Below are 10,000 nucleotides of genomic sequence, written 5' to 3'. Positions count from 1 at the left end.
TTTTCGCCAGTCGTTACTGCCCCTGAAACAACAGGCGACAGAAAAGACGACCAGAAAAAACAGTCCAAAAGTCAGAGTCGGAAAAAGCATTCTTGAAACCTAAATTTTACCCGAAAAAGGGCTATCGCGCCGGAGATGGAGAGGACTCCATAGCGTTTTTTATGTCGTTATCCAGACGATTTGCGATAATTTGTCCACCCAAAGATGTATAGTGGACGTAATCACGTCGCATCAAAGAAGGATAAGCCTTGCCCCAATGGACGGCCGCACAATCGCCCCCCATACGGGCATGCCAATCCCAAAAGGCAATACCCAACTGCGATGCAACACGTTGTTGCACCCGACGTACTGCAGCCAAACCAGCAGGTGGAAACAGCGGATGTGTTGTCACTTTCCAAATAACATTGGAAGGCGGCACAATATTGGGCAAAGCATTTTGAGCTGAATTCGTATCTGATCCCGGAGGCTGCGAAATATCGGGGCCATTGCCATCTGAACCGAACACCCCCTGTTGCCGCAAAGTCGACATCACAGAATCGACTCCTTTCGACTGATTGGCCGAGGACTGAGAAGGGGTTGCAAGATTAGAGGCCGGACTAGTGACAAAACCATCCGTAGGAAGGGGTTCAGAGCAAAGAGGCGGAGAAACACCGGGCGTATTATGCAGCATTTCTTCGCGACGGCTTGAAGCATCAGGCGCGCCCAGCATTAAAATAGGCACATTACCGGATAGCCGTCTAATCCGTGAAATTTGTTCACGTAAAACGGATTCAAACGCCGTGGGATCAAAATAAGGTGCGAAGCCTTCATTCGTTCCGAAAGCCAGCACAATCAGATCGGGATGATATACTTTTAATTCTGTTGCGATAACCTGATCGCTACTTCTTTGAAGATGAATCAACTGGGAACCGACAACCCCGAGATTGGATAAAGCAACGCCACCATTATCTCGGAAACTTGCCCATGAGGTCAGTGTAATGGGGCCTTCCGCTGCCACCACATCGGCATGAACCTGAGGCATATCGCTTGTTAAAGTGACACATTGGCTATGCGACCAACTGCTGTTGAAATCGACCCGTTGGAATTGCCCACCCATAGAAACAACCACAATGCCAGCACTGGGTTTCGCCAAGCCACAAACAGTAAAACGGTCAAAGGCCTCTTCAATCCCGCTATCAAGCGAGATCTGTGCGCCGTTTTTGTGAGAAGTCAGGTTAAAACCACTAAAACCGACCGGCGGCATATCGCTACTATAATGAGAACCGAAAATCGAACCGATAGTCCAGCCATCCGACATGGAGACATGAACACCATGGGCAATATAGCCTTTATAGGGAATACCGGGGGCTAAAACGCCCCGCCCGCCCGATCCATAGCGGTTTTGTAAAATAGAACGCCAAGCCCCTGAAATAGAATCGCCTGCGGTATGGCTGTCACCGATTTGAAGGATATGGAGCGGCTTTAAATGTCGTCCACGAGGATATTCAGCCAATTTTTTAAAAAAAGGCAGAATGGCTTCAGAATTTTTTAAAGCCGGTGGGGTTTCCGGCGGCGTGAAGGGCACGCCGATTATAGGCGCAGAAGAGGCTGTCTGTGCAGCAGGCGCAAAGGTACCGGCCATAAAAGCACAGGAGGCTAAAGCCGATTTCAGGACTACAGTCAGTTTTGATGGAATCAGGCGTTTCACCGGCTCACTTCTTTTTGACTAGCTACAAGACTGGCCGTTTCACTTGCTGCGGCGGGCAGTTTTGGGCGATGCTGATCAGCGAAATGGCGGATTTGCGAAGCCAGACCACGGCTTAATCTGACATACCCAGTCATCGACATATGCACCCCGTCATTTGCCCGCATCAACGTCATTTTCTTTGTCGCGTCATTACTGCCATCCATTAGATAAGGCGCGTATTGTCCATTTTCGTCTACTGTTAGCGAACGGGTCTCAATAAAGGGAACGTTTAACTTAGCCATTTCGGCGGCATAAAAACTGTTCATGCTGCTGATGCTGGCATCGAAATCAGCTTTCCGCATCACGGGTAAACCAACCCAATAAACGCTTATGCCTTTTTGCCGCAGCATAGATACGAAACTTTCTATCCGGTCACCAATGACCTGTCGCCATTCTGCGCTCAGCAAGGGGGCTGCATGGTGGCCGACTAAAACACCTTGAACGTCATTGGCACCAAAACAAATAACCGCAATATCAACAGGCTGATTTACCAGATCGCTTTTGGCTTTTTCTTCGACATTCAGGCTTTGATAACGGGTAAAGCCTGTCGATTGCTGGCTAAATTTCAAAACACGATAGCCCTCTTTCGCCGGTAATAGACGATAAAGAGCAGACCAAAGCCCGTCACCATAGCTATCACCGAACACCCCAACCCGAAGTGGTTCACCTTGCGATAAACGCTGATTCAGATTTGCGCTTGATGGTTCAGGGGGTAAAGGTGAATGCGGTGGCACGAAGGGTTTATAGCCTTCGCTTGTTTCCTTTTCTGCCAGCTTGGGTGGTTCCACTGTAGCAACAGAATTGTTCATTACCGACTGATCAGAAGAAGCCTGTTCAGGGTTATAGCTTTGATTATCAAGAGAAGTGATCGACTGGGTAGAGGAAGCAACAGGCGTCTCGCCGGATTTTCCTGACGAACCAAAAGCATAACCTATGGCTGTTCCGACTGCGACACCTAGTAACAATACAACAGCCCGATCAGCTAAAAAACGCGCTGACTTCATGAAATCTCCCAGTCTCCGGCCTTAGATATCCGATAATTTATAGTTTCTATCAATGGCGGCTTTTTCTAACAAAAATTCTAAAGAGGGATAGCCCTTCTTTTACTCTTTATATCCATAAAGGCCGATGAATCACAAAATTGATGTTTTGACTAGAGAACAGAAAAATTTTGAATGATTTTTTTGATAACAAATTTTTATAGAATCTATATATAGAATACTAAACTTTTTGTAACACTATATGTAGAGTCTTTCCTCATTTTCAGAATCGGCAGGACAAGATCGCCAGATTCGTCTTTCTATCCCTATTTTATACGAAGGAACCGCCCTCATGTCCCTGCTTAAGGCATCTCCTGTTTATAAACCTTTTGAATATCCATGGGCTTATGAATTCTGGCAGCGGCAGCAACAGCTTCATTGGCTTCCAGAAGAAGTGCCGTTAGGCGAAGACTGTCGGGACTGGGCGCAAAAATTAAGCGATCACGAACGCAATCTCTTAACACAGATATTTCGTTTTTTCACGCAAGCCGATGTCGAAGTTCAGGATTGTTACTTCGATAAATATGGTCGCATTTTCCGTCCGACGGAAATCAAAATGATGCTGACCGCTTTCAGCAATATGGAAACAGTGCATATTGCTGCCTATTCTCACCTGCTTGATACCATCGGCATGCCGGAGACTGAATATTCGGCTTTCCTTCAATATAAAGAAATGAAGGACAAGCATGATTATCTGGCAACTTTTGATGTCGGCAGTGATCAGGATATTGCCCGCACGCTGGCGATGATGGGAGGCTTCACCGAAGGTTTACAGCTTTTCGCCAGCTTTGCGATGCTGATGAACTTCCCCCGATTCAATAAGATGAAAGGCATGGGACAGATTGTTTCTTGGAGCGTTCGCGATGAATCACTGCATTGCGAAGGGATTATTCGTCTTTTCCACACCTTCTGTCAGGAACGACAATGCCTGACCAAAGAGGTTAAGGACGATATTCTCAATATATGCCAAAGAACGGTCAGAATTGAAGATGCCTTTATTGATCTGGTTTTCGAAATGGGACCCGTTGAAGGCATGACCCCGAAAGAAATCAAAAAATATATTCGTTATATTGCTGATTGGCGTTTAGGGCAGTTGGGTCTTTCTCCTATCTACATGATCGAAGAACATCCACTACCTTGGCTCACGCCTTTGTTGAATGGCGTTGAACATGCCAATTTCTTTGAGACTCGTTCAACCGAATATTCAAAAGCCGCGACAAAAGGTGAGTGGAATGAAGTTTGGGGTGCTTTTGACCAGCGTCGTGATGCTCAATCCAATATAGACGCGACAGCTAACGAAAAAGATGAAAACGGCTTATTTCCAGCATAAAATGAGCTGAACAAAATTTACAGCAAAGAAAAAGGCCATGAATCTCATGGCCTTTTTCTATTTTAGGAAAAGACGCAATAACGCGTTTTAATCTTTTTGATTCGTAGCGATTAAAGGGTTCACATCGATAACTGGCATATGGGCGCGCTCTGCGGCTTCAAATCCGGTCACACTATCTTCAAAAACCAGACAATGCTCGGCATCAACACCTAATCTTTCAGCCGCCTTCAAGAAAATATCAGGGGCAGGCTTTGGAACGCCGATATCATCGACAGAAAGAATAGTATCAAACAGGTCAAACAAGCCTGTTATCTTCAAACCTTCCAGCAACAAAGTGCGGGGCGCACAAGAGGCGACCGCCATCGGAAATTTTCCATAGGCATTGCGGGCAATATCAGCGACAGGCGTAATTTCGACAACATGCTGTATATTGGCAAGATAATAGGTCTTCATCTTGTCAGATATCGCTTTATGGTCGAATTTCTGACCGACTTTTTCTTCAAAAGCAGTGATCAGATTGTCTTCGGAAAAACCGGATCTTGGTTGATACCAGTTATGTTCCATTGAATAGCCCAGTTCACCCCAGATAGCGACCCAAGCCCGTTCATATACCGGCAAACTATTGAGTAATGTGCCATCACAATCAAAAATTAAAGCTAAGGGAGCGCCCCCTTCTCCTAAATCATTTTGAGCTAAAAAAGCCCATGATTTCTGCCCTGTCATTTCAGACATCCTTCCTTAATATCCGGTTCTTTGACCGTTAGTTTGTATTTATCAGGCTGAAAAAACGGGCAGCAGCTAAAAAGTCACGACGACGACGTTTAAGGGCGTTGGCCGCAACTTCATCCTGCCCCCATTGTTCCGCCTGCCATATTTCGTCGATATGGGCGGCATCAAAAGCTTTCTCAGGTGTAATTTCATCTGCCAGTATAGCAAGTGGAATAACCAAAGAGCCTGAAATAGTTGCTAGTTGTGTCAAAGCGACGATTTCAAAATGATTAAAATCAGAAACAGCCGCCCCAATCCGCTGCAAAGTCACTTCAGGCTGCTTTTTATGGATAATACCAACAACCCGATGGAAATGGATATCAAAGCGTTTTTCCGCCCATTCCAACAAAGGTTCCCATAATTCGATTTCTCGATCAACCAAGGCCTGAGGGCTATCGGCACGGTAACAAGTCACATCGCTTTCAGCAAATTGGCGAATACCAGCAACAAAATCATCATAGCGATCAGGCACCAGATCAACAGCAGCATTGGCATAGCCGGTTATCGGCATCGAAGCGGGATCAATTTCTTTCGGTTGATTGTTCCATTCTTCGGCGACAGCCTCTGCCAAAGCGCGAGTCGGCAAAATTAAAGGATGTCTTGCCGGAGTCATGATCTGATGATCGTCCAATTTTACAGCAAAGCCTATTTCAGCTTTATCGACAGTAGCTTTTTTATAAAAACGTTTTCTTTTCATGGCAGAAAAACTTGTCTCTTTTCAATTTATGGCTTTTGCCATCTGATCAAAATTTGAGGGATCAGCATAATAATAAAACTGATAACGACCATAGCATCCAGCCACCGCGGATCCCACGGAAAGAAACGAGGCATCTGTAAGAGCAAAATAGCAAAAGTCAGCAATAACGCACCCACAACCCGACAGGCAGACATAATAAACATCCGCCGTCGGCTAGCCTTTACAATATCGAAAGAACTTTCTTCCCATTGTCGGCTATTTTCTCCGGCTTGATCCAATTGCTTGGCAATCCGATTGTAGGCATTTTTAGGAATCACACTACCACACTTCTTTTGCTATTGCCGGTAGGATGGATGACGCAATGCTATGCTGCGGCTTAGCAGCATAAGCAAAATGACAAACTAAGACCAGAAAAAGCACGAAAAATCACCGTTTCCGATCGCGTCCTCTTGGAGAAGAAGGTTTCTGAGAAGAACGGTTCCGTCTTTCGCCTTTTCTGGCGCGACGACGATCACGGGCGCGGCGCCCTTCGGCAATTTTTTCGGCTTCTTTATCAATAATCTTTTCGCCACCAAGCGGTCGATCATAGCCATTTTCTAAATCGAAGCCGAGCAAGCTCATACTTTCGAGAAAATGCTCCGGCAAATCGGCATGGACATCCAAATTGGAACCATCAGGATGCGGGATAACCAATCTTCTGGCATGAAGATGCATTTTACGGCTGACACCTCCGGTCAAGAAGGCTTCTTTCCCGCCATATTTACCATCACCAACAATAGGAAAGCCAATAGCCGAAAGATGGGCGCGCAACTGATGGGTGCGGCCTGTCAAAGGCTGCAACTCTAACCAGCAGGCCGCATTCCCTGCCCGTTCGATCACGCGATAAAGGGTTTTCGCCGTCGCACCATTTTCTTCATCGACATGCATTTTTTCGCCGCCGCTTCCTGGCTGACGTGCCAAAGGCAAATCAATCAAGCCTTCGGTAATCGAAGGCACACCGACAACCAATGCCCAATAGACTTTATGCGCCGTCCGCCCCGAAAAGGCTTTGGAAAAATAACCGGCATTATTGGCGGAACGAGCCAACAGCAAAACGCCGGACGTGTCCTTGTCCAAACGATGGACTAATTTGGGTCGAGACGGAGCTTCAAACTGCAAAGCATCCAACAGACCATCAAGATGGTAATGGGTTTTTGTGCCACCTTGGGTCGCCAGACCGGCGGGTTTATTGACCACGATTGCAGCTTTATCGCGATGAATAACCAAAGACTGGGCAAATTCGATTTCAGCTTCCGTCAATTCAGGTCTGGAAGGCTTGGCCGGACGAGTATCCTGCAAATTGGGTTCAGCTGGTGGGACGCGAATGGATTGACCCGCCATAACTCTCGATCCGGGGGTAGCACGACGACCATCAAGACGAATCTGTCCGGTTCTTGTCCAGCGCGCTATTCTCGCGAAACCAGTATCGGGCAAATGGCGCTGAAACCAGCGGTCAAGGCGGATACCATCATCGTCATCATCAACCACAAAGTTACGGACATTATCGCTCATCGACCTTCCCCTCCCACAATAACAGGCAAACAGAATAAAATATCGGAAGACAAATTCCGAAACAGCAACATCCGATACCGATGATCGGCTATTTCGGTTTCAAAAGGGAAAGGCATAGATATCCTTGAAAGACAATCTGAAATGACGGGATTTATAGAATGATTGGCAGAAATTAGCCAGAAAAAGGCATTTCCTTCCGCCTTCTCAAGCGGGATATATTTCTACCATTGATCGAATAGGGTAAGAAACAGGCTTTAGAAAATGCCGCCGCCGATAATAAGACGGAAAAAGCCCAATAAAATAGCCAATATATTGATACGACGACCACTCATTTCTCGGGATAAGCACCCAATAGCTAAACCAATGACTGGCAACGGAATGATAATCCAGTTCAGCCATCCCACGAAAGGTAGAAAAGCAACCGCCACCGAAATAAGGGACAGAAAACCAATGATTACCGAAATGATATTGGCCATGACTCTAATCTAATCCTGTCTATATTCATGTTAAGGTCGCTGAGGATAACCATCGGTTATGGCGAGATTATGGGTTTTTAAGATACTCTATTCTGAATAGAATTTCTGACACCATAGCAAAAGACAATTAACCGCGACAATATAAAGGGATTTTTTATGACCAAGCCGCCCGAATTTTATCTTCTTGGTATCCTGTTATTGCTGGCTTTGTTGCAAATTTTTCTAACTGCACATTTCAAGACGCGACAATATGGCATAAAATGGAATACGGGTGCTAGAGATGAAACACTTCCGCCTCTTTCTCCTATGGCGGGTCGCTTAGGTCGGGCGCAAGCGAATCTATTTGAAACGCTCCCATTGTTTATAGCGGCCTTATTAGCCAATCTCTATTTGGGGCATAACGGCTATTATAGTGAATTAAGCGCCGAATTATATGTTGCCTCCCGCCTGATATATTTACCGCTTTATGCTTTTGGCGTGCCTTATTTACGCAGCATCGTATGGGCGATTGGCATTATCGGCTTGTTGGGACAAATCCTGCTGATTTTTTGTTAAAATTGGAAACAAAGATTTCAATTAGCTGTTTAAATTCTTAATGCTACGCTCATATTCTAATTGATAGAAACAGGCTAACAACACATCATTTTATTGTGATGCTTGATTTCAAGCGAGAGGACAAAACAGTGAAACGGTTATCGTTTGCTCTGGCATTTATGTTGATGGCTCCTATTGCCGCAGTGCAAGCACAGCCTCCGGGTGGATCACCCCCGCCTAATTATTATGGTGATCGCGACGATGGTCGTGGGGGCAATTGGGACAGAGGCGATCGTGGCGGTTACCGCGATGGTGGCCGTAACGATGGTTATTATCGCGGCGGTGGACGTCGAGGTGGATATCGCGATGGCCGGATAGGCCCTAATGATCGTATCTATCGGGGCAATGATGGTCGATATTATTGCCATCGTTCTGACGGCACGACCGGCACGATTATCGGCGCATTAGGTGGCGGTATTCTGGGTGATGTGATCGCCCCAGGTGGATCAAAAACGCTTGGTACGCTTCTGGGTGCGGGCGGCGGCGCTCTTATCGGACGTCATATTGATCGGAATAAAATTCGTTGCCGTTAAGCCTGTTGTCCTGACAAGACCTGTTTTTCAAAAAGGGTGCATTCGAAAGAATGCGCCCTTTGTTCTTTTAAACGGCTTTCTATTATATTCTATTTCGGGATTATTCTTATCTTAGCCCCTTGACCTTCATCCTTGCTTGGGCAAAAGGTTCCCATGCCTTCAGCTAATTTTCGACTAGCCCGCCGTGGACTTCTTTTTGTGATATCTTCACCATCAGGTGCAGGTAAGTCCACTATCGCCCGTAGAATACTGGCCGAAGATGATGAAATTCATCTGTCAGTTTCTGTAACAACACGTCCTAAACGACCTGGGGAAGTTGACGGAGTAGATTATCATTTCGTCGATGTCCCGACTTTTAAACAGATGGTCGCCGAAAACCAGCTTCTGGAATGGGCGCATGTTTTTGATAATCGCTATGGTACGCCCCGCGCGCCTGTTGATGATATGCTTCATCAAGGCCAAGATGTCCTCTTTGATATTGACTGGCAAGGCGCACAACAGCTCTGGCAGCAGGCCAGCGGTGATACGATACGTGTTTATATTCTTCCCCCCTCCTTTGAAGAGCTGGAACGCCGGTTAAGAGGTCGGGGAACCGATTCAGAAGAAGTCATCCAGAAAAGAATGGCTCGCGCCGCCAGCGAGATAAGCCATTGGGATGGCTATGATTATGTTTTAATCAATGATGACATGGATGAATGTGTTAAACAGGTAAAAAACATTTTGACGGTCGAAAGAATTAAAAGACGCCGCCAAATTGGCCTTATTGGCTTTACCCGTAAATTATTGGCACCGCCCGAAGATTAGAGATATCTCACTTCAAGGCGAGAAATAGGCCATTTTTTCTCATTAAAAAAAGCCGGTATTTTATAAATACCGGCTTTTTATTACTTAATATAAAATAATCAATTTTGGGCTTCTCTTAAAAGCTGATTGATGCTGGTTTTTGAACGGGTACGTTCATCAGCTGTTTTAACAATGACAGCACAATAAAGCGAAGGACCCGGACGACCATCAGGCAAAGGCTTACCGGGCAAGCTACCCGGAACAACCACGGCATAAGGTGGCACTTTACCCATATGAATTTCGCCGGTTGCCCGATCAATAATACGGGTAGACGCCCCGATAAAGACACCCATGGACAGAACGGCACCTTCACCAACCGTAACGCCTTCAGCCACTTCAGAACGCGCACCGATAAAGGCATTATCGCCAATGATGACAGGGCCTGCCTGCAAGGGTTCAAGCACACCACCGATTCCGGCGCCACCAGAAATATGGACATTGG

Annotated in this window: 12 protein-coding genes; 4 read left to right on the top strand and 8 right to left on the bottom strand. The window is 46.2% G+C overall.

What is annotated here, in order from left to right:
* Positions 1-121: 121 nt before the first annotated feature.
* Both LDL18_RS04220 and LDL18_RS04215 read right to left on the bottom strand, forming a co-directional pair.
* A complete protein-coding gene (locus LDL18_RS04220; RefSeq protein WP_296507133.1) occupies positions 122-1,687 on the bottom strand; it encodes an SGNH/GDSL hydrolase family protein in 1,566 nt (521 codons plus the stop codon).
* Entirely contained in the window at positions 1,684-2,730 is a 1,047-nt protein-coding gene (locus LDL18_RS04215; protein ID WP_296507132.1) for an SGNH family hydrolase, read from the bottom strand. Before LDL18_RS04215 ends, LDL18_RS04220 begins: the two co-directional genes overlap by 4 nt.
* Positions 2,731-3,058: 328 nt before the next feature.
* Between LDL18_RS04215 and LDL18_RS04210 the strand changes: the two genes are divergently transcribed.
* On the top strand, positions 3,059-4,096 hold the full coding sequence (locus tag LDL18_RS04210; RefSeq protein WP_296507131.1) for a ribonucleotide-diphosphate reductase subunit beta: 1,038 nt from the start codon (positions 3,059-3,061) through the stop codon (positions 4,094-4,096).
* A gap of 87 nt (positions 4,097-4,183) precedes the next feature.
* Here LDL18_RS04210 and LDL18_RS04205 read toward each other — a convergent pair whose 3' ends face one another.
* The 5 genes from LDL18_RS04205 to LDL18_RS04185 all read right to left on the bottom strand — a co-directional run bounded on the left by LDL18_RS04205 (position 4,184) and on the right by LDL18_RS04185 (position 7,588).
* The gene (locus tag LDL18_RS04205) at positions 4,184-4,828 is read right to left on the bottom strand and encodes an HAD family phosphatase (RefSeq protein ID WP_296507130.1); all 645 of its coding nucleotides are present in this window, start codon (positions 4,826-4,828) and stop codon (positions 4,184-4,186) included.
* Positions 4,829-4,856: 28 nt separating this feature from the next.
* Positions 4,857-5,561 carry an ATP12 family protein gene (locus LDL18_RS04200; protein WP_296507129.1) on the bottom strand — a complete coding sequence of 235 codons (705 nt, stop codon included), beginning with the start codon at positions 5,559-5,561 and terminating at the stop codon, positions 4,857-4,859.
* A 26-nt stretch (positions 5,562-5,587) separates the two neighbouring features.
* A complete protein-coding gene (locus tag LDL18_RS04195; protein ID WP_296507128.1) occupies positions 5,588-5,878 on the bottom strand; it encodes a hypothetical protein in 291 nt (96 codons plus the stop codon).
* A gap of 109 nt (positions 5,879-5,987) precedes the next feature.
* Entirely contained in the window at positions 5,988-7,112 is a 1,125-nt protein-coding gene (locus LDL18_RS04190) for an RluA family pseudouridine synthase (RefSeq protein WP_296507127.1), read from the bottom strand.
* 254 nt (positions 7,113-7,366) lie between these two features.
* Positions 7,367-7,588, bottom strand: a complete 222-nt coding sequence (locus LDL18_RS04185; protein ID WP_296507126.1) for a hypothetical protein — start codon at positions 7,586-7,588, stop codon at positions 7,367-7,369.
* Positions 7,589-7,744: 156 nt separating this feature from the next.
* Between LDL18_RS04185 and LDL18_RS04180 the strand changes: the two genes are divergently transcribed.
* From LDL18_RS04180 to gmk, 3 genes are all read left to right on the top strand, one after another.
* Entirely contained in the window at positions 7,745-8,143 is a 399-nt protein-coding gene (locus tag LDL18_RS04180; protein ID WP_296507125.1) for an MAPEG family protein, read from the top strand.
* A 128-nt stretch (positions 8,144-8,271) separates the two neighbouring features.
* Entirely contained in the window at positions 8,272-8,715 is a 444-nt protein-coding gene (locus tag LDL18_RS04175; RefSeq protein WP_296507124.1) for a glycine zipper 2TM domain-containing protein, read from the top strand.
* Positions 8,716-8,868: 153 nt separating this feature from the next.
* Entirely contained in the window at positions 8,869-9,519 is a 651-nt protein-coding gene (gene gmk / locus LDL18_RS04170; protein ID WP_296507123.1) for a guanylate kinase, read from the top strand.
* A gap of 98 nt (positions 9,520-9,617) precedes the next feature.
* Here gmk and LDL18_RS04165 read toward each other — a convergent pair.
* Positions 9,618-10,000, bottom strand: a 383-nt coding sequence (locus tag LDL18_RS04165; RefSeq protein WP_296507122.1) for a DapH/DapD/GlmU-related protein, incomplete at its 5' end; no start/stop codon positions are given.

It is taken from the genome of Zymomonas sp., assembly GCF_020216885.1.
Classification (GTDB): Bacteria; Pseudomonadota; Alphaproteobacteria; order Sphingomonadales; family Sphingomonadaceae; genus Zymomonas.
The sequence above is the reverse complement of the archived record's forward strand: the minus strand, read 5'-3'. Positions and strand labels throughout refer to the sequence as shown.